General features: G+C 51.3%; 23 protein-coding genes, 1 tRNA gene and 1 riboswitch. Of the genes, 14 read left to right on the top strand and 10 right to left on the bottom strand.

Annotated elements, in window-relative coordinates:
* Positions 1-465: 465 nt before the first annotated feature.
* The 3 genes from RIC19_RS04535 to RIC19_RS04525 form a co-directional block, all read right to left on the bottom strand.
* On the bottom strand, positions 466-2,409 hold the full coding sequence (locus tag RIC19_RS04535) for a M1 family metallopeptidase (RefSeq protein WP_350177103.1): 1,944 nt from the start codon (positions 2,407-2,409) through the stop codon (positions 466-468).
* A 92-nt stretch (positions 2,410-2,501) separates the two neighbouring features.
* Positions 2,502-4,085: a T9SS type A sorting domain-containing protein gene (locus RIC19_RS04530; protein ID WP_350177102.1), complete on the bottom strand. Its 1,584-nt coding sequence runs from the start codon at positions 4,083-4,085 to the stop codon at positions 2,502-2,504.
* Positions 4,082-5,881, bottom strand: coding sequence for a choice-of-anchor L domain-containing protein (locus RIC19_RS04525; RefSeq protein WP_350177101.1), 1,800 nt, complete (start codon positions 5,879-5,881; stop codon positions 4,082-4,084). The genes RIC19_RS04530 and RIC19_RS04525 overlap by 4 nt, the downstream gene beginning before the upstream one ends.
* Before the next feature lie 282 nt (positions 5,882-6,163).
* Positions 6,164-6,429, top strand: a riboswitch (cobalamin riboswitch).
* A 368-nt stretch (positions 6,430-6,797) separates the two neighbouring features.
* Between RIC19_RS04525 and RIC19_RS04520 the strand changes: the two genes are divergently transcribed.
* From RIC19_RS04520 to RIC19_RS04485, 8 genes are all read left to right on the top strand, one after another.
* A complete protein-coding gene (locus RIC19_RS04520; protein ID WP_350177100.1) occupies positions 6,798-8,675 on the top strand; it encodes a TonB-dependent receptor plug domain-containing protein in 1,878 nt (625 codons plus the stop codon).
* Between the two features lie 6 nt (positions 8,676-8,681).
* Positions 8,682-9,659 (top strand): DUF4465 domain-containing protein, encoded by a 978-nt coding sequence (locus tag RIC19_RS04515; protein ID WP_350177099.1) that lies wholly within the window; start codon positions 8,682-8,684, stop codon positions 9,657-9,659.
* A gap of 45 nt (positions 9,660-9,704) precedes the next feature.
* Complete coding sequence (locus tag RIC19_RS04510; RefSeq protein WP_350177098.1) at positions 9,705-10,283, top strand: DUF6580 family putative transport protein; 579 nt, start codon at positions 9,705-9,707, stop codon at positions 10,281-10,283.
* Entirely contained in the window at positions 10,276-10,611 is a 336-nt protein-coding gene (locus tag RIC19_RS04505) for a hypothetical protein (protein ID WP_350177097.1), read from the top strand. Before RIC19_RS04510 ends, RIC19_RS04505 begins: the two co-directional genes overlap by 8 nt.
* A gap of 237 nt (positions 10,612-10,848) precedes the next feature.
* A tRNA-Phe gene (locus tag RIC19_RS04500) sits at positions 10,849-10,921 on the top strand.
* A gap of 216 nt (positions 10,922-11,137) precedes the next feature.
* Positions 11,138-12,001 (top strand): ATP phosphoribosyltransferase, encoded by an 864-nt coding sequence (gene hisG / locus RIC19_RS04495; protein ID WP_350177096.1) that lies wholly within the window; start codon positions 11,138-11,140, stop codon positions 11,999-12,001.
* 5 nt (positions 12,002-12,006) lie between these two features.
* Positions 12,007-13,290 carry a histidinol dehydrogenase gene (gene hisD / locus RIC19_RS04490; RefSeq protein WP_350177104.1) on the top strand — a complete coding sequence of 428 codons (1,284 nt, stop codon included), beginning with the start codon at positions 12,007-12,009 and terminating at the stop codon, positions 13,288-13,290.
* A 38-nt stretch (positions 13,291-13,328) separates the two neighbouring features.
* Entirely contained in the window at positions 13,329-13,550 is a 222-nt protein-coding gene (locus RIC19_RS04485) for a hypothetical protein (protein ID WP_350177095.1), read from the top strand.
* Here the strand turns inward: RIC19_RS04485 and RIC19_RS04480 are convergent.
* Entirely contained in the window at positions 13,547-13,846 is a 300-nt protein-coding gene (locus RIC19_RS04480; protein WP_350177094.1) for a PIN domain-containing protein, read from the bottom strand. The two genes, RIC19_RS04485 and RIC19_RS04480, sit on opposite strands and share 4 nt — an antisense overlap.
* A 157-nt stretch (positions 13,847-14,003) precedes the next feature.
* A complete protein-coding gene (locus RIC19_RS04475; protein ID WP_350177093.1) occupies positions 14,004-14,264 on the bottom strand; it encodes a hypothetical protein in 261 nt (86 codons plus the stop codon).
* A 43-nt stretch (positions 14,265-14,307) separates the two neighbouring features.
* Between RIC19_RS04475 and hisC the strand changes: the two genes are divergently transcribed.
* The 5 genes from hisC to sucD all read left to right on the top strand — a co-directional run bounded on the left by hisC (position 14,308) and on the right by sucD (position 19,270).
* Positions 14,308-15,339: a histidinol-phosphate transaminase gene (gene hisC / locus RIC19_RS04470; protein WP_350177092.1), complete on the top strand. Its 1,032-nt coding sequence runs from the start codon at positions 14,308-14,310 to the stop codon at positions 15,337-15,339.
* A gap of 59 nt (positions 15,340-15,398) precedes the next feature.
* A complete protein-coding gene (gene carA, locus RIC19_RS04465; protein ID WP_350177091.1) occupies positions 15,399-16,502 on the top strand; it encodes a glutamine-hydrolyzing carbamoyl-phosphate synthase small subunit in 1,104 nt (367 codons plus the stop codon).
* A 157-nt stretch (positions 16,503-16,659) separates the two neighbouring features.
* Positions 16,660-17,946, top strand: coding sequence for a phosphopyruvate hydratase (gene eno, locus RIC19_RS04460; RefSeq protein WP_350177090.1), 1,287 nt, complete (start codon positions 16,660-16,662; stop codon positions 17,944-17,946).
* Positions 17,947-18,047: 101 nt separating this feature from the next.
* Entirely contained in the window at positions 18,048-18,365 is a 318-nt protein-coding gene (locus tag RIC19_RS04455) for an FtsB family cell division protein (protein WP_350177089.1), read from the top strand.
* 32 nt (positions 18,366-18,397) lie between these two features.
* Positions 18,398-19,270, top strand: a complete 873-nt coding sequence (gene sucD, locus RIC19_RS04450; protein WP_350177088.1) for a succinate--CoA ligase subunit alpha — start codon at positions 18,398-18,400, stop codon at positions 19,268-19,270.
* A gap of 282 nt (positions 19,271-19,552) precedes the next feature.
* On the opposite strand, the gene RIC19_RS04445 is transcribed toward sucD, so the two are convergent.
* From RIC19_RS04445 to RIC19_RS04425, 5 genes are all read right to left on the bottom strand, one after another.
* A complete protein-coding gene (locus tag RIC19_RS04445) occupies positions 19,553-20,113 on the bottom strand; it encodes a hypothetical protein (protein ID WP_350177087.1) in 561 nt (186 codons plus the stop codon).
* Between the two features lie 449 nt (positions 20,114-20,562).
* Positions 20,563-21,048: a sterol desaturase family protein gene (locus RIC19_RS04440; RefSeq protein ID WP_350177086.1), complete on the bottom strand. Its 486-nt coding sequence runs from the start codon at positions 21,046-21,048 to the stop codon at positions 20,563-20,565.
* Between the two features lie 21 nt (positions 21,049-21,069).
* On the bottom strand, positions 21,070-21,744 hold the full coding sequence (locus RIC19_RS04435; RefSeq protein ID WP_350177085.1) for a carotenoid biosynthesis protein: 675 nt from the start codon (positions 21,742-21,744) through the stop codon (positions 21,070-21,072).
* 33 nt (positions 21,745-21,777) lie between these two features.
* Positions 21,778-23,238 (bottom strand): 1-hydroxycarotenoid 3,4-desaturase CrtD, encoded by a 1,461-nt coding sequence (crtD, locus tag RIC19_RS04430; protein WP_350177084.1) that lies wholly within the window; start codon positions 23,236-23,238, stop codon positions 21,778-21,780.
* Positions 23,239-23,304: 66 nt separating this feature from the next.
* Positions 23,305-23,904: a riboflavin synthase gene (locus RIC19_RS04425; RefSeq protein WP_350177083.1), complete on the bottom strand. Its 600-nt coding sequence runs from the start codon at positions 23,902-23,904 to the stop codon at positions 23,305-23,307.
* A 141-nt stretch (positions 23,905-24,045) separates the two neighbouring features.
* On the opposite strand from RIC19_RS04425, the gene RIC19_RS04420 reads away from it, so the two are divergent.
* The gene (locus RIC19_RS04420) at positions 24,046-24,540 is read left to right on the top strand and encodes a hypothetical protein (RefSeq protein ID WP_350177082.1); all 495 of its coding nucleotides are present in this window, start codon (positions 24,046-24,048) and stop codon (positions 24,538-24,540) included.
* Positions 24,541-24,694: the final 154 nt, after the last annotated feature.

Below are 24,694 nucleotides of genomic sequence, written 5' to 3'. Positions count from 1 at the left end.
GCAATACGAGCCAGCGCTGCGGCCAGCAGTGATTCCAGCTTCGCTATTTGCTCAGCCTGTTGCGCTATGATCTCGTCTTTGTTCACCTGTGCTAGTTCGCTATTTTCTCGCTATTTTGCAAATTGACCTAAATAGTTACAAATAAATAATGCTTAATCGACAGCGCATCGTGTGTGTGTGTGTGTAAACATGAGGTCCGTTTTTTAGCGGTTAGTGAATAATCAGTAAGATACGGAATTGGGCGGAGAAATACAATGTTAGGCTTTCGCGGGCGACCCTGTTCTTACACGTTACATCATGCCCTATAGACTTGATGCGTCGGGAGCATTTAGGTAGAAAAGTGCTGTTTTTCTACACCAAAGCCCCCCAGCTCATCAAGTCGTATGATATTGCAGGGCGAAACCTGAAAAGAACACAGAGCTGACCAGGTAAACTTTTCAGGTTAGCTGAACAACAGGATTATCTCTACTGCTTCACCACCAACCTCCGGACAACACCATAATTCGTCTGCAACTCCACCGTGTAAGCACCATTGGGCCACTGCCCTACATCCACTTGCCGGACGTGCCCCGCCCACTGCGCTAGCAATTGGCCGTTAGCGTGGTAGAGGCGGGCCTGTTCAAGGGTTGTCCCAGCGGGGAGGCTTATATTCAGCATGTCCTGTACCGGATTCGGGAATACCTGAACCGCTTCCAATAGGGCCTCTTCAGTACTCGTAAACTGCCCTTTAGTCACATTATTATTGCGGCTGACAATACGTTTCTCGGGGTCAAAGTAGACGATCCCTACATTCCCGGGCATCTCAATCGCAAATTGCTGCCCATCAAAAGTATGGTCAAAGACGATGGTGGTGTCAATACCGCCACTGATCAGGAAGCGTACCGGGACCGGCATTTCAAAAAAGTCGACCGAAGCGTGGGATGTCTGCTGATTCAGGCGGACGTATAGCGTGCTCCCTTCCTGAAACCAGCGCATCTGATAGGAAGGATAGCCCTGCCCGTACAGCCAGTCGTCAAAAAACTCCGTAAGGTCCTGCCCGCTTTCTGCCTCCAGGTAGCCCTTGAGGTCATCAGATTTAGCGTAGCCAAAGGCCAGCTCGGGTGCATCCACGTAGTTGCGTACGCCCTGGAAGAACGCTTCGTCGCCTAGTTTCCACCGCAGCATGTGGAGGAGCATCGCACCTTTGGAGTAGGACAGGCGGCTGCTGAAAATACGGCTTACGCTGCTCGTGTCGTACACAAAAACGGAGCCGTCGGGGGCGCTCGTCACGTGGTTAATTTTACCGGATAGCCAGTTGTCCCAGGTATTGGGGCCAAGATCGTACTGATAGGTCAATCCTTCCAGGTAGGTGGCAAACCCTTCGTTGAGCCAGATATCCTGCCAGCTGCCACAGGTGACTTTATTCCCAAACCACTGATGAGCCAGTTCGTGCGCCTGCAATAGGTGGGAAAAGCCGCCCATAAAGCTCATCGTTTGGTGCTCCATGCCACCGCCCCAGCCGAATTGGGCATGGCCGTACTTTTCTTCAGCAAACGGGTACAGCCCGAAAAGCTCATTGAAGAGCTGCATGATTTCCACCGTGGCCGTGGTGGCCTGTTGGGCATCTGCCAGGTTTTCCGGAAAAACGTAGTTGAGCACCTCGATGGGTTCTCCATTTTCCACCGGCACGAAGTCGGAGTACTCAGCGTAGTTGGTCACCGCAATGGCTATGAGGTAAGCAGGAATGGGATATCGGTGCTTCCAGTGGTAGATGTGCTCATTGCCATCTTCAATAATCTCTTTCAACAAACCATTGCTGGCCACTTTGTAGGCACCCGGCGTACGCACCAGCACATCAATACTGTCGATTTTGTCGCTCAGGTCTTGCTTGCAAGGCCACCAATCCCGGGCACCGTAGGGCTCGGAAAGGGTCCAGAGCACCGGATTGCCGCTGTGGGTCGCCTGCGCGAAGGAGCCAAAGCCATTGGACGGCGGTACGCCTTCGTAGGTAACGCTTACCGAGTCAAGCTCTGCCATCGCCAGGGAATTGGGGAGGTTGATGGTCAGCATATTGTTGCTTTGGCTGTAGGTTTCCACTTCCTGCCCGTGAAAAACTACGCTATTGACCTGCAAGGTATTGGCAAGATCGAAGTGCAGCGCTACGAAGTTGGCCTCCTTAGGCATGAAGTAGGTGGTGACCGTACCGGAAATGTAGTAGTTATTGGGGTTGATATTCCACTCCAGCCGGTGGTACTTAATATCGTAGTCATCGGTCAATGCGGAGGAACGGAAATTCAACTGCCGCTCGGCTGCGCCACGTTCCATAGCCGTGATGGCTTCCTGATCTTTGCACACCCATTCTTCGGTTTGGGCAGTGCCTATTGTATTCAAAGTGGCCAGCAGCAGGCCGGCGAGTATCCATTTTTTCATCGCAAATTTTTTTCTTCCCCGAAAATTAAGCGACAAAAACCTGAACTAAAGTGAGGATGATCACCGGAGGGGATGAGATTAGGCAGGTGGGGCTACTCCGCAATAATCAATGGCTCCTGACAGACCTTGCCCTCACTGCGCAACTGAACGACATACTGCCCGGCAGGCAGAAAAGCTGGCAGCTCAAATTGCCCTTCCAGCCCTCCAAAGTAGATATCCTGCCTATGGACTATCCTGCCCAATACATCAATGACCCGGATTTCACCATCAAAAGTCAAAGCTTCAGGCCAGCGTAGTTGTACCTGCCTTCCAGTCAGTGGATTAGGGTAAAGGAGCCAGTCGGGACAAACCGTTTGTTCCCGGTATTTAGGGAATGGCGGGCCGAATTTCGTTAGCCATGCATGAAAATAATCATTAAAGGTCCCCTCTAATACATTTAGGCGTTCACGCCCAATATAAAAGCCTCCATCAGACGCAGGGGCAATATCATGGATAAAGCCATTATTGCCTAAGTCGCCTACAGCAAACTTTACATCCCAAAGTATTTCACCGTAATCACCGAATTCAAATAGCCACCCACCGCCATACAGAAACGGATTGTTTTCCGGAGGGTCAGAAGTAATATCTCCGTCTTGTGAAAGTGACCTACTCCCTACGATAAAGGTATTGGCTATTGTCTGAAACATCCCGATGCCAGTAGCCCCACGGCTGCCACCAAAAGCCCGACTCCACTCCAAACTAAAATCAGAGCCCAGTTCCGCAACCCAAATATTAAAATACCCACCTTTGTGGTGAAATACCTGCTGATCCTGCGAAGTGGTATTCCCTGCCAGCATAAAACCACCGCCATCAATAGGAATTAACCTTAATCCTGCATCAACCCCTGAACCACCAAAGGAGTAATCCCGCATATACTGTCCTTCTCCATCCAATTCCACTAACCAGATGTCGAAATCACCACGCGGAGCAGAAATATGCCCATCCGGAGAATCAGAAGAGCCCACCAGAATGTAGCCCTGCCGGTATTCAATAAGGTGGCGCCCTAAATCTGTCCCACTGCCACCGATGGTACGCTCCCACCGTAAATTTCCGTTCAGATCAAGTGCCACCAGCCAAACATCCCGGTCACCATAATGATTGCTTACATCTCCCCCACTGCCTTCAGTGCCTCCCGTGATAATAATTTGCCCATTGTCAGAAAAAAAGACGCTACTACCTGTATCATCCTGCGGCCCTCCGAAGGTTCTTTCCCAAACTAACCTGCCATCCGGATCATACCAGGCCACCCACAGGTCTTTTTGATTTTCTTCCACCTGCCGCCAGCCTGTTAATATTACACCTCCATCCGGGGCGGCTGCCAGGCTTCCTATAATTTCACGGTAGCCATCGTTAAAAGTATTAATCCAGACTTTTTCTCCGGATGGAGAGACTTTGACTAAGTAAATACCGTCTTCGCCTTTATTATTCCCTGTAAAGTCTCCGGTCTGACTATCCGTTGTGCCCTCCCAGTAAACACTTCCATCTGTACCTTCTACTAAGCTGCTAAAAAATGAACCTTTCTCACCATAAAGCGCCACGCTCCACAGAGAGTCCGGTTGAGCAGCCAATGACAGGCTCGACAGCAGGGCAAGACCACAACATATCAGACAGGGCAGGTATTCTTGCAATCGCTTCATTGGGCAACGATAAAGGTTTGGCTAATAACCTGATTGGCGGCTCTTGCTTGCAGGCAGTACATTCCAGTTGGCCAATCCGTAACGGAAAGCTGCCCCTGAAAAATACCTCGCCAATCTTTCCGGTATACCTCCTGGCCTGAGGTATTGTAAATGATAATCTGTTCGATAGGAGCTGAAGATTCAACAATCAACCATTCTTTAACCGGATTGGGAAATAGTGCAAAGGCCGTAGCAGGCAAATCCCGGGTGCTGACGACCATAACGCTCACCTCTGACACCGCAACAGCCTCCCCACAGTCATTCATGGCCGTGAGGGTTACGGTGTAGCTGCCTTCGGAAGCGTAGGTATGCGTCGGCGACTGCTCGGTGCTTTGCTGGTCATCCCCAAAATCCCATAGGTAGGAAGTGGCATGCTCGGTATTATTCTGGAAAGCAACCTGCAGCTCATTGGCCGTGGCTTCAAAGGCAGCGGTAGGCAGGTCCTGAATTTCAACGGCGGCCTCCATTTCAAGCGTCGCTGTCTGCCCGAAGGTATCGGTGACGGTGAGCATTACAGGGTACACGCCAGGCTCATTGTAGGTTACGGTTGGATTAGGGGCATCAGCAGTCGCCGGCTGCCCGCCTGGGAAAGCCCAAGACCAGGTATCAACAGCGCCTTCTGAGAGGTCCTCAAAGGAAAAAGCATCGCCGGGGCAATAGCGTGCCTCGGGGGTGACGCCAAAATTGGTAAGCAGCGGCGGGGCCACCGTTACCGTTTCCACGAAAGTGGAGGAACAGCACCAGGTATGTACATTGAGCGCTACCGTGTACGTCCCATACTCCGCATAAGTGTGGGGCTCCGGATGCCGCTCAGCGGAGATGGTGCCATCCCCAAAGTCCCATTCAAAGGCCTTGGCAAAGGAAGAAGTATTTTCTGCAATGAGTTGGTTATCGATGACACTAAGATTGGCGTTAGCTGTAGGAGTAAGCAAAGAATCGCCGCCCAAACTGGTAATCCCAATAAAAACACCGGAGTCATAGATACCATCGCCTGCATCAGCAATACCAATTTTGATGTGGTAGGTTTCGCCCGGTGTAACGTATGCTTTGGCAGGCAGTAAAGTGGTGTAGGCATCGTAAGCCAGGTCTGTGGCTGCCGTATCGTAAATAGGTGTATTGAACCATAGCGTATCGATGATGAACTGCGGAATATAGAAACTACTGTTAGAATCTGCATTCAGGTTATTGATGGTTACCGGGACTACCGGGTCGCTGTCCGGCACTGTAGCGATATTGGTCAAAGAGTCATACTCGGGCCCGCCACTTATGAAGAAGGCAAACACATCATTGAAGTTTGTGCCTACAAATTCCGGGTATTCCTCAGAGCCAAAAATATAGTTGAAGCAGATGGTATCTGTGCTCGGTACAATATCAAACTCCAGGACCGAAGCATCAAAGGTCATCATCTCGGGCGCCAGTAGTTGCTGTAAATCCGTATCGCCGGGTTGATCTAAGCTATTAAAGGTTGCGTCGAAGCTTGCCGGGTTAGCAGCTGCGGTTACCGGGCCTGTAGACAAGAATATCCCGGCATTAATGCCCAGGTAGGTATCGCCGGCATCAAAAAAAGCCATCCCCTCCGGAGCGCCGGTATAGGTCACATTAGAAGGCGCTACATCAGCATCGCTGAAGAAAGCGGTAACCATTTCAGATGCGGTGTAGGAGGTATCAACAAAGAGATTAGACTGAGCAAACAGTGCGTTGCCGCTAAAGAGGGTGCATAGGAACAAGGTGATCGAAGTAGTCGTTTTTTTCATCATATCGGGTTTAGTTTCAACCAAAAATAAGAAAACCAAGCGGTAAAAGACAGCGGTTCCATAGCGCTTGCCACTATTTAGAGCGTGTTGGGACTTTAGTAATCGGTCTGCAAACAACACTTTTTTGATTATACTTCGGTCCGAAAATCTTCATTTAGCTAGGGCTAAACTCCGGTTTCCGCACCTCGTCTAATCAAAAAATTGTAAGTTTTCGACTAGAAGACCAAAATCCCAACACGCTCTTAACATCTGCCTGTGGTTTTTTCCCTACCTTTGTTCAGAGCTTATTAGCTCTCAAGCTTTGGTACGAGTGCCATGTCAGACTATGGCCTTCGTTTAAAAGGGAATCAGGTGCAAATCCTGAGCAGTCCCCGCTGCTGTAAGCTTCGTAAAGACCATGTTGGGACTTTAGTAATCGGTCTGTAAACTAGAAGACCAAAATCCCAACACGGTCTAAAATGCTTGTTGCGCATAAGCCACTGTCGCGAGATGATGGGAAGGCCGCAACAACAGAAGCAAGCCAGAAGACCTGCCAAGCGATATCAGACTTGATGCGCCGGGCATCATTACAGGGTTAAAATGGCTCTTTCCTTCCCACGCTGTGCCTTTTTTCAGTCACTTAGCTCAGGCTAAGCTCCTTAAAAAAGCCTTCACTTGGTTGAAAATAGCTCATTTTTCCCACTGCACTGACCCAACGCATCAAGTCTATTTTTTCATTCGGGCTTTCGGAGGAAAAGCAGGGATGGAGTGCTTATTGGGCCTAATGGTACCGCTGTTGCCTGTTCTCTACGTAAGGGCAAGCGTACGGCGTTAACAAACGCAGGTGTGTAGGAATTTCCTGCACCTTCTTTTGTCCGTTCACCCACAAAATGCCCCATTTCCGCTCTTGCCCTGCCCTTCAGGCTCCAAAACTGGCAGGATGCGGCAGCTCCTAATCCTTTTCCTGAGTGTTTCATACGCAGTGCCTCTTTTGGCACAGCCCGATACCGCCGTGCTCCTGCCTGCTGCCGAAATCACCACTTCGCCCCTTCGCGCCAACTTCACCGGCAGTCAGGAACAACGCTGGGACTCCACCGACATCAATCGCTACACCGGCTACTACCTAACCGACCTTTTGGAACGGGAAGGTGGTATCTTCATCAAGAACTACGGCGGGGGCAGCATCGCCACTACCTCTATCCGAGGAGGCAGTGCCGGGCATACGGCAGTCACCTGGAATGGGCTCCCACTCCAAAGCCCGATGCTGGGCCAACTCGACTTTTCCCTCCTGCCTCTCGCTTTTGTAGATGGGGTGAACCTGCAAAGGGGCGGCGGCAGCGCAGCCTGGGGCAGCGGGGCGATTGGCGGCACAGTGGGTTTGCGCAATACGCCCCTCTCCTACCGGGGCATGGAAGCGGGCGCACAAACCATGCTGGGCAGCTTTGGCTTTCAGGACCATCAGGCGCGGGCCCGCTACCGGGGGGAACAGTGGGCATTCAATACCCGCCTGTTCCGCCGGTCTGCCGACAACGATTTCAGCTACCGCCTGGACAGCGGAGAAGAACGGCAACAAACCCATGCCGATTTCCGGCAACAGGGCATCATGCAGGAAGTCTACTGGCAGCCCCGGCCCGACCGCCAACTTGCTGCTTTTGCCTGGTGGCAGACCTCCGACCGCAACATCCCACCACTGACTACCCAAACCCGGAGCGAAGCCCTGCAGCTCGACACCTTCCTGCGCACCGCCCTGCACTATCAGCAACTCAGCAAACGCGGCGTCTTCAATGCCCGCCTGGGCTGGTTCCGGGAAGCGATCGACTACCAGGATGACGCCATCCTGCTGCGGGCGCTCAGCCATTTCCATACCCTCATGGCTGAGGTCGAACAGCAATGGGCGCTAAGTGCAGACCTGGAGCTGCAGGCTGGCCTGTTCTATAACCGGGCTACAGCTACAGCTGATGGCTACCGGGGCGAACAACCGGAGCAGCAACGCGCCGCGGCTTTTGCCAGCCTCCGGAAAGAGTGGAATGCCCTGCGGGTTCAGCTCAGCCTCCGGCAGGAACGAGTCGATGAAAATTGGGTGCCCATCGTGCCTGCACTGGGCGCAAACGGCCCCATTACTTCTAATCTAAGCTGGCAGGCCAAAATCAGCCGCAATTACCGCATTCCCACCCTGAATGACCTGTACTGGCTGCCAGGCGGGAACCCCGACCTATTGCCCGAAATCGGCTGGAGCGCAGAGGGTGGGCTAAACTGGCAAAAGGAGGCATGGAGCTATACCGTTACCGGCTTCCACCGCCGTATTGACGATTGGATACTGTGGGGGATTACCGAGGGGCAAAACTTCTGGTCCGCCAATAACCTCACGGAGGTCTGGAGCCGGGGGCTGGAACAACGCCTGTCTTACAGCTTAACCACCGGAAAGTGGCAATGGGAAGGCGATATCGGCTACGACTATATCCGATCTACCAATGAAATCGCCATTCAGCAGCCCCGGATTGCGGAGGGCGAGCAGCTGGCTTACACGCCGGAGCACCTGGCTTTTGGCCGCATAACGGTGAGCAAAGACGCCCTGCAATTCACCTATCAGCACCGGCTAACGAGTGCGGTCCAAACCCTGAATGATACCGAGCTTCCTGGCTATCACCTTGGTTTTGCACAGCTACAGTATCAGCTGAACTGGCAAAAATTCACGCTACAGGCATTTGGGCGGGCAGACAATCTCTGGAATGCTTCCTACCGCATCGTCGACCGGCGCCCTATGCCGGGCCGCAGCTTTCAACTAGGCATTAACCTATTTTTCAAACATAAACATTAGCCTTATATGAAATGGACTTCAACGACTATTCTACTGCTGCTCTGTACCGCATTGAGCTATGCACAGACGACTGCTGGTTTCGAAAACTTTGATCTCGAGCCCGGCGAAGCCCTGAACGGGAGTGACGGCAGTGGCAGCTTTCAAAGCGGTAATCTTTTTCTGCCCAACAGCTACAATCCGGATTTTAACTCTTGGGCGGGCTGGGCCATCTCAGCCAGCACAGATGTAACTACCCCTGGATTTATGAATGACCTGAGCGCCATTACCGGAGGGGGGTACAACTCCACAGCTTATGCAGTAAGCTTTGCTTCGCCACAATCCGTCATCGTACTGCAGGGCGTAGCTGCCGGGGGCGCAGTGGAAGGCTTCTACGTCACCAATGGCACCTATCCTTACCTCAGCATGCTGGAAGGCGATGGCTTCGCGAAAAAATTTGGCGGTGAGTCCGGCGACGACCCCGACTTTTTTCTTTTGACCATAAAAAAGTATCTTGGTGGGGAACTGAGTACCGATAGTGTCAACTTTTACCTGGCTGATTACCGGTTTGAGGACAACAGTCAGGACTACATTGTGGAAGAGTGGACCTACGTGGACCTGAGCACGCTTGGCAATGCCGACAGCTTGCAATTCACGATGAGCTCTACGGATAACGGGATGTTTGGCATGAATACGCCCGCGTATTTTTGCATGGACGACCTGACAACTACGGACATGCCGGTCAGCACGAAACGCGCGGAACTGCCTGCCGCTGACCTGAATGTATTCCCCAACCCGGCAAGCGCCACCTGGCATGCACAATGGGCATCAGATCGGGAAGCCGAGGCCAGGCTGATGAATATCAGTGGGCAGGTGTTGCAAACTTTTCGGCTTATGCCGGGAACAAACGCCATAGATGCCTTAACTTTGCCCGAAGGCATTTACGTACTACAGGTAAGAACGGCAGATGGCTTCTTAACCAAAAAACTATTTAAAACCAATTTTTAACGCCTCATCATCAGGCGTCTCAGAAAACTATAAACTACTTAAGATATGCAAGATCAGAAGATTAACATCCGGTTTGCTGTGGTCACAGGCATGATCCTCGTGGCGGCGTTATTCCGGATTTTCCCACACCCTCTGAATTTTTCGCCAATAGCAGCAATGGGCCTTTTCGGAGCGGCCTACTTCAGCAAGCGCTGGCTGGCTTTTCTGGTGCCGGTATTGGCGGTCTTTGCCAGTGATGTTGTCATCAATAATGTCATTTATGCCCACTACTTTGAAGGCTTCACCGTATTCTACGAAGGCTTCTTCTGGCAGTACGGCAGCTACCTGCTCATCGTGCTCTTTGGGCTGGGTGTCCTTTCCAAAGTGACCCTGCCCGGGATCCTGGGTGGTGCGATTGGAGCCGGTGCTATCTTTTTCCTGGTGTCCAACTTCGGCGTATGGCTCGGCAGCCCCATGTACCCGCAAAATATCGGCGGGCTGATGGCTTGTTACGGCGCAGGCTGGCCTTTCTATCAGGCAACCTTTGCCGGTGACCTCATCTTTACCGGTGTCATGTTCGGTGCTTATGAGTTCATCAAGCTCCGCTACCCGGCCCTGAATTTCCAAACGCAGCGTATTGCCTAACCGCTCCTACTGGAGTGGCAGCAACAGCCCGGTAGTTCCGAAAGCAGGAAATGCCGGGCTGTTTTCTTCCAGGCACAACTCGCTGTACCGCAAAGCCTTAAAACCTAAACCCAAGGCAAAGACAAAAAAATTAAGCCTAGGGGTTGCGCAGTATGGATATCGCGCTTATATTTGCAACCGCAAAACACCGAAAGCGGTGGCTGATCAAAAGAACTTGAAAGGCATTTTTGCAATATCCAATTTTCGCGTCAAGCCCGCGGCGAAAATAAAATGCGAACGTAGCGATAGCGAAGGTGAATATTTTATTTTCTTCGAAAGAGCGGGGTAGCGAAAATTGTATAGACCCAGTTTTTGCGTAAGCCTGCGACAAAATTGAAATGCGAATGAAGCGATAGCGAAGATGAGTATTTCAATTTTTTATAGGAGCAGGATTAGCAAAAACTGTTGTAAGCCCCAATTTTTGCGTCAAGCCCGCGGCGAAAATAAAATGCGAACGAAGCGATTAGCGAAGGTGAGTATTTTATTTTCTCTAAGAGAGCAGGGTAGCGAAAATTGTATAAATCATGGTGCGGTAGCTCAGGTGGTAGAGCAATGGACTGAAAATCCATGTGTCGGCGGTTCGAATCCGCCCCACACCACTCCGGAAAGCAGCTCAAAAGGCTGCTTTTCTTATTTAACAACTTATGATTATCAACAACTGGCATCATCACGTACATCATTTCCCACTGCCCGGCAGTGAATGGTGGAATCGTACGTGAGATGAACCGTTGATTGATCAACTTTAGTCCACAAAAGAGGTTAACCATTCGCTGGTTAACCTCTTTTTTTATTTCACCACAACCCACGCGTTTATTATGTCAGACACACGTTTGAAAATCGCCGTTCAAAAATCCGGCCGCCTGCTCGACGATTCCCTGGAGCTGCTCAGGGAGTGTGGCATCCGGGTCAATAACGGCAAAGATCAGCTGAAAGCCTCGGCCAGCAATTACCCCGTAGATATTCTGTACCTGCGCAATTCCGATATCCCACAGTACGTGCAGGACGGGGTAGCCGATATTGGCATTCTGGGCCAGAACACCCTCGTCGAAAAGCAAAAGCAAATCGAAGAAGTGCTGCCCCTCGGCTTCTCTAAATGCCGGCTGTCCATCGCCCTGCCCAAGAATACGCCTTATCCCGGACCGGAATGGCTCAACGGCAAGCGCATCGCCACCTCCTACCCCAACTCTCTCCGGCAGTTTATGGCTAAGTACCAAATCGAGGCGGAGATTCACGAGATTTCCGGATCGGTGGAGATTGCTCCAAATATCGGCCTTGCAGATGCCATTTGCGATCTCGTCAGTTCCGGCAGCACGCTATTCAAGAATGGGTTGGAGGAAAAAGAGGTCATCCTGAAATCAGAAGCCTGCATCGTCAGGAACCCACAGCTTTCTGCGGGCAAACAAGCCATCCTGGATCAAATTGTGTTCCGCATACAGTCGGTGCTCAAAGCCCGCAACAACAAATATATCCTGATGAACGCCCCCGCCAGCCAAACGGAAGCCATCATCAACATCCTGCCGGGCATGAAGAGCCCTACAGTGATGCCCCTAGCAGCCTCGGGCTGGAACTCCATCCACACCGTAATTGATGAATCCCAATTCTGGGAAATCATCGATCAGCTCAAAACTGCCGGTGCAGAAGGTATCTTAGTTATTCCCATCGAAAAAATGATCTTGTAATGCAGATGAAAACCTACCTCAACCCGGCTCCGGGCGCCTGGGCCGACCTCCTGCGCCGCCCTACGATGGCAGCGGCCGACCTCGACAAAATCGTGTGGGGTGTCCTTGCTGATATCGAACAGCGCGGAGACGAAGCCGTGCGGGAATACACCGAACGTTTCGATGGCGTAAAGCTTAACGATTTTCGCGTCAGCGAAGCGGAGATTGCGGAAGCCCGGGCCACACTCGCGCCTGAACTCAAAGCCGCCATCCAACTCGCCCGCACGAATATTGAAACCTTCCACGCCCGGCAGTGGGAACCGGTGAAAGCAGTGGAAACCATGCCCGGCGTACGCTGCTGGCGCAAAAGTGTGCCCATTGAAAAAGTCGGACTGTACATCCCCGGCGGTACTGCGCCCCTGTTTTCTGCGGTGCTTATGCTCGGCGTCCCCGCAACGATTGCCGGTTGCCAGGAGCGGATTTTGTGCACACCACCCGATAAAAACGGCAAAGTCAACCCCGCCATCCTCTACACTGCGGACCTCGTAGGCATTACGCAGATTTTCAAAATTGGGGGCGCACAGGCCATTGGGGCAATGACTTATGGCACAGCAACCGTACCCTCCGTCTACAAAATCTTTGGTCCCGGCAATCAGTACGTGACCGCCGCCAAACAACTAGCCAGCCGGCGTGGCGTAGCCATTGATATGCCCGCTGGTCCCTCAGAGGTGCTGGTTTGCGCCGACGATACGGCCAACCCGGCATTCGTAGCGGCCGACCTGCTTTCACAGGCAGAACACGGTATTGACAGTCAGGTCGTACTCGTCACCCTTTCGGAAACGATGGCCCAGGCGGTAGCCGCAGCGGTGGAGGCACAGCTCGCCACATTGCCCAGGCGGGACATAGCCAAAGAAGCGCTGAGCCATAGTGTAACCGTAGTGCTCGAAGACCGGGCGACCGCTGTACAACTCATCAATGCCTATGCCCCCGAGCACCTCATCCTTTCCGTGGCGGATGCCGGAGAGATGGGCGAACAAATCCTGAATGCCGGTTCGGTATTCCTGGGGCATTACACCCCGGAATCGGTGGGCGATTACGCTTCCGGCACCAACCACACCCTGCCAACGGATGGGTACGCCCGCAGCTACAGCGGGGTCTCGCTCGACAGCTTTATCAAAAAGATCACTTTTCAGGAGCTAAGCCGGGAAGGGCTGCAGGGGCTCGGACCTGCGGTACAACGCATGGCCGAAGCGGAAGAACTGATGGCGCATGCCCGGGCGGTGGCGGTTAGGCTGGAGAAGAAAGCGTAATCGCGCTGTGAGGCCAAGTGAACATAAACCTACAAATTATGAATGATCTTGACACGATCTATGGAGAGTTAGCAGAAATACTGCAAAAAATGCCTAGAAAAGCATTTCAAAAGCTAAGAGCATCAACAGTAACTCATACCCGGTTTGAAAGCCTGAAAAGAAAGTCGCTTGATCAGGGGCTTACCGTAGAAGAACAAGAAGAACTTATCCACTTTGAGGTACTCGACCGGCTACTTCAAGCGACGGCTGAAAGGTATTAAAGATAATCTTGTGGTGCGTAATATTGATGTTTTATGAAAACTCCTTCCAGGTGCTTAAAATCCTTATCTGTTGTCAGTAGTGTAGCTGCAGTGGCTGCAGCTGATGCAGCAATCCAAAGATCATTTTTACCCATATTACGGGATGACAAACCGGCAGGGAGAGGTTGACCTTTTAGTTTCCCCTGACTAAATGCATCAATTTCACCATACAATTGAAGGACATCTTTACTATTAATGGGAATGACTAAAAACTTATTTAATTCGTGGGATATGCTTTTTACTCGTTTGGACCCCAATTCCGTTTTAACGCCAAAGCATTCAATTCTCCTATTGACACCACTGAAATGGCAAGAATACCAGAAGCAGTACTTAAATTGAACTGTTCATCAATAGCTGCAGTAATTGCACCATCCCGGAGAAAATCAAGAATGAGATTCGTGTCAAACAATAATATCATTCTTCCAGAAGCCTTAATAATTCAGAATACTCTTCTCCATCTATATCTAAAGCACCCCTGGTGGAAAGCACCTCTTGCAGTTTATAACTTTGTTCCTGAGCAAGTTCTTCCACGGAAATGTAAGCGCGAGTAGGTTCACTGAAATATTGTAAGACTTTTCGGCGCTCAGCAGTTTCTTTCAATTCAGCAATAAGTTGCTCATCCTCTGTTGAGGCGATCAAAGCAATAAGTTGAAGCCGATCAGTTTTTACAGTCATTCGTTTTTCTTTAAGAACAGTACAAAATACAACAAAAGTTCCTATGATACAAAACCTAGTCCGCCCCAACATCCGCCGCCTCACCCCCTACTCCTCTGCCCGTTCAGAGTTCAAAGGGAAGGCTGAGGTTTTTTTGGATGCCAACGAAAGCCCGTATGATACCGGCTACAACCGCTACCCGGACCCCTTGCAGTGGAAGCTCAAACAGGCCATCAGTACCCTCAAAGGCATTGCCCCGGAGCACCTCTTCCTGGGCAATGGCAGCGACGAAGCGATTGACCTGCTGCTCCGGATTTTTTGTGAGCCCGGTGCCGACCACATCATCACGCTGCCACCTACCTACGGCATGTACCGGGTATCCGCTGATATTTCCAATGTGGCGGTGAAGGAAATCCCTCTGCACCCGGGTAGTTTTCAGCCGGATGTTGAGGCGGTGCTTGCTGAAGCCGATGCCCATTCCAAACTGCTGTTCATCTGTAGCCCCAACAACCCCACCGGCAACAGCATCCGCCCGGAGCTAATCCGGGAACTTGCAGAAGGCTTCCCGGGGATTGTGGTGGTAGACGAGGCTTATATTGACTTTTCGGCACAGGAAAGTGCCATTGGCCTGCTACCGGAATTTCCCAACCTCGTGGTCATGCAGACTTTCTCCAAGGCCTGGGGCATGGCCGGCATCCGCCTGGGCATGGCTTTCGCATCAGAGGAGATCATTGGCTATTTCAATAAGGTGAAGCCCCCTTACAACATCAACCAACTCACACAGGAGGCCGCGCTAAAGGCTCTGGAGGAGAGGGAACAGCAGGAAGCGCAAGTTCAACAGTTGCTCGGGCAGCGGGTTCTTTTGCAGCAATACCTGGGCGGGCTGCCCTTTGTAGAGCGTATTTACCCTTCAGATGCCAACTTCCTGCTGGTAAAGGTGGCGGACCCGGTAGGTGTCTACAACTACCTGGTCGGGCGCGGAATTATTGTGCGGGACCGTTCACAGGTAACCCTCTGCGAAGGCTGTTTGCGCATTACAGTAGGCAAGCCGAAAGAAAATGAACGTGTATTCCGCGCATTGGTGGAGTTTGAGTAAGGCTCAAGCTTTGCCATTAGCCCCCTGTGCCTTATCTTTGCGCGAAATTCCTCAATTTAATGAGCGACATCCAGCAAGTTCCCGCCGTTTTACTTTTAGAAGATGGGACCGTCTTTCACGGTCTTTCTGCCGGAAAAATAGGCACCACCACCGGAGAGATTTGTTTCAACACAGGCATGACCGGCTACCAGGAAATCTTTACAGACCCTTCCTACTACGGCCAGCTTATGGTGATGACCAATGCCCACATCGGCAACTACGGCATCAAACGTACCGAGTCTGAATCTTACAGTATCAAGATCAACGGGCTGATTTGTAAGAACTACACCGATCCGTATCACCGCCCTATTGCTGATCAGTCCATTCAGGAATACTTTGAAGAGGAAAGCCTGGTTGGCATCTGTGATGTGGACACCCGTGCCATCGTAAGGCATATCCGCAGCAAGGGTGCGATGAACGCCATTATCTCCTCCGAAACGACCGACCTAAAGGTACTGGAGCAAAAGCTTGCGGAAGTCCCCTCTATGGATGGGCTGGAACTGGCTTCACAGGTCAGCACTAAAGAGATTTATACCTTCGGCGACCCTCACGCGAAGTACAAGATAGCAGTGATGGATTTTGGCATCAAGCAAAATATCCTCAACAGCTTTGCAGAGCGGGACTGCTACATGAGAATATTCCCTGCCAAGACGCCACTTGAGGAAATGCGCGCCTGGGGCCCCGATGGCTACTTTATGTCTAATGGCCCTGGCGACCCGGCTCCTATGGGCTATGCGGTGCAAAATGCCAAAGCTATTCTGGAGGAGGACAAGCCGTTGTTTGGCATCTGTCTGGGGCACCAGATTCTGGCATTGGCGGTAGATATTCCAACCTACAAGATGCACCACGGCCACCGCGGCATCAACCACCCGGTTAAGAACCTGGCCACCGGCAAATGCGAAATCACCAGCCAAAACCACGGTTTCGGTGTGGCGCCAGACGCCCTTGAGGCTAATGCCGACAAGGTCGAAATCACCCACATCAATCTCAACGACGATACGATTGAGGGCATGCGCATCCGGGGCAAGAAAGCCTTTTCGGTACAATACCACCCTGAGGCTTCTCCCGGCCCCCACGATGCACGCTATCTCTTTGATGATTTCGTTAATTTAATGAAAAGTTAATCCTATAAATAGCGCAGGATTGTGAACCCGCGCTTACTTTTAAGTGCTTTAAGTATAAATTAAAACTTATCTAAGAATTACCTGAGCTACCTGAAGTCGGCTTTTCTGAGTACCGTAGCTATTTTCAAGATGAGTTCACAAACTAAAACCAACAGGCATGAGTATTATCCTTGATATTGCAGCCCGGGAGATTTTGGATTCCCGCGGCAACCCGACTGTAGAAGCAGAAGTGATTACAGAAGATGGCTTTATGGGCCGCGCAGCTGTGCCCTCCGGTGCATCCACGGGCAAGTATGAAGCTGTAGAACTTCGCGATGGTGATAAGAACCGTTACCTCGGCAAAGGGGTAACCAAAGCGGTGGAGAACATCCGTGAAGTCATTCTGGAAGAACTTGTTGGCGTTGACGTGACCGATCAGCGCTATATTGATATGCTGATGCTGGAAATTGACGGCACCAATAACAAGAGCAAACTCGGTGCTAACGCCATCCTGGCCGTATCGCTGGCTTGCGCCAAAGCAGCAGCGGAATCTACGGTTCAGCCCCTGTACCGTTACCTGGGTGGGGTGAATGCGCACGTACTCCCGGTGCCTATGATGAATATCCTGAACGGTGGTTCTCACGCGGACAACAGCATCGACTTTCAGGAATTTATGATTATGCCGGTGGGTGCCAGCACTTTCTCCGAAGGCTTGCGCATGGGCGTTGAGATTTTCCACCACCTCAAGAACGTACTCAAAGACAAAGGCTACTCTACCAACGTTGGTGATGAAGGCGGCTTTGCGCCCAACATCAAGTCCAATAAAGAAGCCATTGAAACGGTACTCATCGCTATTGAGAAAGCAGGCTACAAGCCAGGCGAAGAGATTTATATCGCTATGGACGCCGCCGCTTCTGAGTTTTACAACGCTGAAGAAAAAGTTTACCATTTCAGCCAATCTACCGGCGATAAGCTGACCACCTCTGAAATGGTGGACTACTGGAAGCAGTGGGTGGACAATTACCCGATCTTCTCCATTGAGGATGGCCTTGATGAAGACGACTGGACCGGCTGGCAGGCACTGAATGCAGCAATTGGCAACCGCACGCAGCTGGTGGGCGACGATCTGTTCGTGACCAATGTGGAGCGCCTGCAGCGTGGCATCAACGAAGGCTCTGCCAACTCTATCCTGATCAAGGTAAATCAGATTGGCTCCCTCACCGAGACCGTGGAGGCCGTCAGCCTGGCGACCCGCCACTCTATGACGAGTGTGATGAGCCACCGTTCAGGCGAGACCGAGGATACGACGATTGCCGACCTGGCTGTCGCGCTGAATACCGGGCAGATCAAAACCGGCTCGGCTTCCCGCTCTGACCGTATCGCGAAGTACAATCAGCTGCTGCGCATTGAAGAAGAACTGGGCGATCAGGCGTACTACCCGGGCACTTCTATCCTGAAGAAGTAGCCTGGCCACTGGGTCAAGCCCTATTTTTTCTGAGATAATTAGTGGGTCTGCCTTCATCTTCGTATGTTCGTCAGACCCACTATCCATTTAAACTGATTGCCATGGCAAAGAGAAGCAACCCACTACAACCGCTTTTGGAGCAGCTGCCCCGGCCGCTACGGAACAAGTACTTCGTGACTATTGCTCTTTTTTTGGCCTGGATGGTCTTCTTTGACAACCATGGCATTCTGACCCAATTTAAGCTACAGCGGACCGTCAACAAGATGCACCGCGACAAAGCGATGTACGAAGAAAAGATAGAGGAAGCCAAACAGGAACGCCTGGACCTGGAGGTCAATAAAGAAAAATTTGCCCGCGAACAGTACTATATGAAGAAGCAGGGTGAGGAGGTGTTCATCATTGAAGAAACGGAAGATTAAGATCAACAACAACAATCGATAAAACCATAGTTATGTCAGTTCTTGTCAATAAGGATTCTAAGATCATCGTGCAGGGCTTTACCGGGAAGGAAGGCTCGTTCCATGCCGGGCAGATGATCGAGTATGGCACCAACGTCGTTGGTGGTGTGACACCGGGCAAAGGCGGCCAGGAACACCTCGGCAAGCCAGTTTTCAACACCGTGGAAAATGCCGTTAAGGAAGCCGGTGCGGATACTTCTGTCATTTTCGTTCCGCCAGCTTTTGCAGGTGACGCAATCATGGAAGCTGCAGATGCGGGTATTAAAGTCATCATCTGTATTACCGAAGGTATTCCTGTACAGGATATGGTCAAGGTCAAAGCTTACATCAACGACCGCGACTGCCGCCTCATCGGCCCTAACTGTCCGGGCATCATCACGCCGGGTGAAGCCAAATGCGGCATCATGCCAGGCTTTATTCACAATCCGGGCCGTATCGGTATCGTTTCCCGTTCCGGCACCCTGACTTACGAAGCCGTGGATCAGGTGACCAAAGCAGGCATGGGCCAATCCACTTGTATTGGTATCGGTGGCGACCCTATCGTTGGCACAACGACCAAGGAAGCAGTGGAACTGCTCATGAACGATCCGGACACAGACGGCATCATCATGATCGGTGAAATTGGCGGAGGTATGGAAGCAGAAGCTGCGCATTACATCAAAGCACATGGCACCAAGCCTGTTGTGGGCTTCATTGCCGGTCAGACCGCACCAAAAGGCCGCACGATGGGCCATGCCGGTGCCATCATCGGTGGAGCTGAAGATACGGCAGAAGCTAAAATGAAAATTATGGAAGAATGTGGGCTTCACGTGGTGAAGTCGCCCGCTACTATTGGTGAAACCATGAAGAAAGCACTGCAGGGATAATCTCTAACCCCCGCATGGCAAATCCAAAACGCCCACTTCGCGATTGTCGCAGAGTGGGCGTTTTTTGATGGCTACTGATCTGCCGTGCTTAGAGCCTGTTTGGACTTTTGTCTTCCAGTCGAAAACTGACAATTTTTGGTTAGACGAGGTACGAAAACCGGAGTTTAACCTTAGCTAAATAGCCTGTCCCGCAGTTTGTGGGAAGGATTTTCGGGACGAAGTACAAGCAAAAAAGTGTCCCGGTGCACCGGGCAGACCGATTACTAAAGTCCCAACACGCTCTTAATACGACAGCAGTACCACTAAGGCAATCAATGCCAGCACAATTAAAGTAATCGTAATGAGGAAGCTGTTGTTGTTGCGGTATTTATTGAATAGCTTCTCTAGTGCTTCCCGCCATACGAGGCGCTGCCCAACCCGCTCATGCAACAGCACCAGGTATTCTGGGCGGCCCAGTTTTTTATTATCTCCATGCTTGGATAAAATGAAAAACTCCGGGTCTAAAAACTCAAGATTATACAGTTCTGTAATATCCTCGCCCAGATTCACCATGAGCTTATTGGAACTGCTCAGATAGCGCCACTCGCCTATCTCCACATCGCCATTTATGGACCGCAAATACTCGCCCTCGTCGTTGAAGAAATGCAGAATGGCGTCGTGGAAGTTCTCATCGTCCCGGAATTCCAGCCAGGGCTTATCCAGGTAGAATTTTTCTTCCCGTAAATCCTCACTGAGCGATCTGACCACTTTGAGAATGGCCCGTAGGCTGTCGTCCATATTGGTGTGCTCCGGGACCGGCTCACTGAGCGACTGATTTACTTTGGCTAGATATTTATTTTCCACGGCATCGAGGTGTTATCGAACAGGTCTGGAAATGCGCGTCGCGTTTACTTGGTGCGCGTCGACAGCAAATTGCCCCTTCTCAGCCCAATTGAGACCATTCTGCCCGCGTACCAAACAAATTCGGCAGCCGGGCGGAACGCCAGTCAGGTCAGAAAAGGCAATTGCAGAACCGTTCATATCCAAAAATACCAATCCTGCGGCAGAGATGCTAATTTTGAAGAGGTTAAAGCACAATCTTTCAGGCTTACCCTTACTGCCCGAAGGCAACAACGCTTAAGAGGAGCACTTCTGCTGAAAACTATAGTGTTGTGAACCCCGAAAGGATGCAGGACGTCACGGAAAAATACTTATTTGCCCCCGCATTCTGCGGGGCAGGCTAAGCCAAACGCGCATTTTCCCATTTAGCCACAACCCTTTGATTATCAACTATTGCTTGCTCCAAACATGCTCTAAGCCTCTTCCTTTGCCCATGTACTGCGCTTACGGAAGTACTTAGGGTTCACGATGAGCAGGCCAAAGGATTCTCCCTCTTCTTTATCCCGCTTGGCGTGGTGTGCGCCGTGTGCCCGCAGGATCGCCCGCGAGTATTTACTATCCAACTGACGGAACCACTTGAAGCGCTGATGAATATAGACGTCGTGGATCAGGAAATAAATCATGCCATAGATCGAAATCCCTATGCCAACAAACAGCAGCCAGAAATAGCCGGGCACCGATAGGCCCACGATGTAGGAAATAGCACTCGGTATGGCGAAGACCAAGAAGAAAAGGTCGTTTTTCTCAAAGAAACCATCCTTTTCGTGGTGCGGCTGATGATGGTCTTCGTGCCAGTCCCACAAAAACCCATGCATGATATACTTGTGGGCAAACCAAGCCATAAACTCCATACCGATGATGGCTGCCAGGGTAATCAGTGTATAAATGAGTATATCCATGTTTTCCTGAATAATTGAAATTTAAAAAATCAATAAGGCTGCGAAGAAGATGATTTGTAAAAAAAACAATGCCACAGCGACTTTGTTGTGCCGACGGGGGTGCCAAAATGCAAACAGCAGCTCCAGTGGCCAGGCTACTGCAAACCAGCCCAGGTAGTTCTTCAAAGGCACGGTATCCCCTTCCCAGGACCAGAAACCATATTGCATAGCTACCGGTTCGATGAGGACATCGAGCGCCACCATCATCAGTGCGGCAAGGGTCCCTCTGAGCCAGAAGCTCCGCTCCCCGAGCAACACATTACTGAGCACACCTGCACAGTAGCCCAGCATTAGCCAATTCACCCCGATCATAAGGGGGGTATCCCAAATTTTAGGCCCCAGTACCCTACCGTAGGCATAATCACCAAACAGCAGGCCCGTTTGTACGCCAAACAGTTCAGCCCCAAAGCCTACCACGTAGGCAATAAGCAAATAAAAGACCGTCTGCTGCGACCATGCCCCGTGGTGCCACAGCACCAGGCCTACCGAAACCAGAAGGTTTAAAGGCGTCAGCAGAATGAAGTCCGGGTGTATCGGCAGCAAAATGCCTATGATGCCCACCAGGTACAAAACCGACAGGACTGCAATCGATAAATGTGCTGAAGACTGCCCCCCCATAAATTTCCATTTATCAGCTTCGAGAGATTTACTTGTCATACTGCGGTATTCATTTTATCCGGTGCATATTCTTTACGCGGTCTCCATCACTTCATCCACAATTTTGGCAGAAAGCAGGCACAACGGTATCCCTCCACCGGGATGTACACTCCCACCGCAAAAGTACAGCCCTTTAATCCGGTTGGAGAAATTTGCGTGCCGCATAAATGCAGCCATACGGTTGTTGGAGCTCGTCCCGTAGAGCGCGCCCAGGTGAGACTGGGTTTTGGATTCAATGCTGCGGGGATCGAGTATCTCTTCGCAGGTAATCAAACTGCGCAGGTCTATGCCCAGAATACGGCTCACTTTCCCGATCACCTGCTCCCGGGCCCGGTCAATAATAGCGTCCCAATCCTGTCCGCTATCGTAAGGCACATTGATCATAGTGAACCAATTCTCATGGCCTTCGGGGGCATCTCCCGGCTCACACTTACTAGAAATATTGACATAGACGGTTGGGTCATCGTACACCTCGCCCGCTTCCAGCAAGGCAAACTCCCGTTTGTAATCATCGCTAAAGAAAATATTGTGCAACCCAAGCGCTTCAAAACGATGCCTGATCCCCCAGTAGAAAATCAGTGCGGAAGTCGACTTTTGCTGCTTCAGGGTCAGTTTAGGGTGGCGGGCGTCAGGCAACAATTTCTTATAGGTAAAGAACACATCCATATTGCTAATAATACGGTCAAAGCGGTGCTCTTCAGCGCCCGTCTGAAGGCCTGTTGCGCGCCCGTTGTCCAGCAAAATACGGTCGACAGGCTGCCCCAGGTGGAACGTCACCCCTTTGCGGATAGCCAGTTCATAGATCGCTTGCGTGATGTTATTCATTCCTCCTTTGGGGAAGAAAGCGCCGATTTTGTGCTCGAAGTGCGGAATGATGCTCAACAGGCCCGGCGCTTTGTACGGGTTGGAACCATTGTACGTCGCGAAGCGATTGAACAGCTGCACGAGCTTTGGGTCCTGTAGCAGGCGCTCATTGACTTGGTTCATACTCGTAAACAAGTCCAGTCCCGGAATTTTCAGCATGGCTTTAAGGACCTTGCCGTTGGTCCAGGTAGAAAGGCGGTGGAGCGATTTCTCCAGAAAAACCCGGCCTGTGAGCTCATATTTATACGCGCTGTCAGACAGGGCGGCATGAATGCGTTCAGCCGGGACCCCCAGCTTTTCTTCCACTTCTTTCCCGAAAGCTTCCGGGTCTGCGTGGGCATTGAGGCGGGTACCATCTTCCCAGAAGTAGTGGCAGACCGTATCGAGGCGCTCGTACTGAAAGTGAGCCTCAGGGTCTTCGCCTGCCAGCCGGAACAGATCATCCACATACTGTGGCATAGTGAAAAGCGAAGGGCCGGCATCAAAGCGATAGCCATCCAGGTCAAACTGAGACAGCTTGCCCCCCGGATAGTCATTTGCTTCGAAGACCTCCACCTCGTGCCCACGGACTGCCATCCGAACGGCACTGGCCAGCCCGGCGATGCCTGCTCCGATTATTCCAATACGCATGTCGATCTGTTTGTTTCCGGGCGATTAACATCCGTAAACCTGGAATGTTGGTACCCCGGCGTGTTTTTAGACTTTTTGAGCGTACAGGTGCGCGTAGCGGGCAATGTACTTCCCAATGATATCAAACTCCAGGTTAACGCGGTCGCCTACCTCCAGGTCTTTGAAATTGGTATGCTCGTAGGTATACGGTATAATGGCCACTGAAAAGCGGTCTTCCACTGGTTCTACTACGGTCAGGCTGACGCCGTTTATACACACCGAGCCTTTGTCCACCAGCAGGTGCTCCTCGGTAGGCTGATATTTGAACCGGTAATACCAGCTGCCATCGCGGGTTTCTACTTCGGTACAAACGGCAGTCGCATCCACGTGCCCCTGCACCATGTGGCCATCGAGCCGTGCATCCGCTTTCATGGCACGCTCCAGGTTGACCAGGCTCCCTACGGACCAGTCTCCGAGATTTGTCCGTTTCATGGTTTCTTCAATAGCGGTGACGGTGTGGGTGCCTTCCTGCAGGTCGACCACCGTCAGGCAGGTCCCGTTGTGGGCTACGCTTTGGTCAATCTTCAGCGCTCCCGAAATGGGGCTCGCGATGGTAAAATGCACATTAGTCCCCTCTTGCTTCATTTCCCGGACTTCCCCGGAAGCTTCAATAATTCCTGTGAACATATATTATCTGTTATGCTTCTTCTGTGAAAAACAGCCTCTTTCCTATTTAGTTGTCGGTGGGTTGCTCATGGTATTTTGTAACTTTAGGTTACCTTCGCGTTATGTACGTAATTACGCCCTTACGTAATTTGGAACATCAATATGGAAGACATCAACCTGGAACAATGGCTGGAAACAGCTAGTGAATATTTTGCTTCGACCGGCCCTTTGGAATGGGGTGTAGGTGGTGGTGGATTTGTTATTTTCATCCTGCTCCTTTCTCTTTCGGGTGGCCGCCGCCGGAAAAAGCGCAAGGCTAAAGCGATTGCGCCCAACCTGACCATCAATGCTTTTCAGCTTTCGCCTATGGGCCGGGACGCCTACTTCAAAGTCCACAACCACGGGCAGCTTGCCCGGTTGAGCGTCTTGTCTATCAAAGGCAAAGGGCACATACAAGTCAAGAATAATATTGCCGGGCACGAAATTCAAACGGGAGACTCCTACCGCATTCTTCTGGAAGCCACGGGCAACAAGAAAATCAATAAAGATTTTATCGTTGAGCTCACCTACCTGGACCAGCTCGGAAATGTATACCGGCAAGATTTCCCGATTGCCAAACAAATAGCTGAGCAGCCCAAGCTGATTAAATTTGCTTAGAGCGTGTTGGGAATTTGCTTTTGGAGCGAACGCAGCCAAATTTTGTTCTGATCAAGGCGTGATGAGGGAACATAGCCTTAGCTACGTGACCGAAGAACAACGAAGAGCAGGACAAAATTTGGCAAGAGCAGCCCGAAGTGTAAAATCCCAACAC

It is taken from the genome of Phaeodactylibacter sp. (genome assembly GCF_040219495.1).
Lineage (GTDB): Bacteria > Bacteroidota > Bacteroidia > Chitinophagales > Saprospiraceae > Phaeodactylibacter.
This window is presented reverse-complemented; position numbering and strand designations above follow the sequence as displayed.